1 pseudogene is annotated in these 352 nt (G+C 55.1%); it reads left to right on the top strand.

The features are described from left to right. Positions 1–228 precede the first annotated feature (228 nt). Positions 229–352, top strand: a pseudogene (locus tag AC1DH9_RS31200) (NAD(P)(+) transhydrogenase (Re/Si-specific) subunit alpha); the annotation flags it as partial.

Below are 352 nucleotides of genomic sequence, written 5' to 3'. Positions count from 1 at the left end.
CCCGCGACCTATAAAGGATTTAAGGCTGTTAATGCGACATTCTGTCACAGGGTTGCATGTAGTTAATTTTATGCTCCCTCCCATAATCCGTCCCTGAAGGGCGTTATGTTCGCCCGCAAAATGTCGTTCCCCGCCCTGAGTTGGCGGGATCGTGCTGATCGGCCACCCCAGCCGCACCCTCCGCAGTGCGCTGGCCTTCCAAGAATAAGATCAAGCAGGAGATTTGACGTGCACATTGGTGTTCCTCTCGAAACCCAGACCGGTGAAACGCGGGTTGCTGCAACCCCGGAAACCATCAAGAAGCTGATCGGCCAGGGTCATAAGGTCACTGTGCAAAGCGGCGCCGGCATTA

Source organism: Pseudomonas sp. 05T35 (genome assembly GCF_056396605.1).
This window is presented reverse-complemented; position numbering and strand designations above follow the sequence as displayed.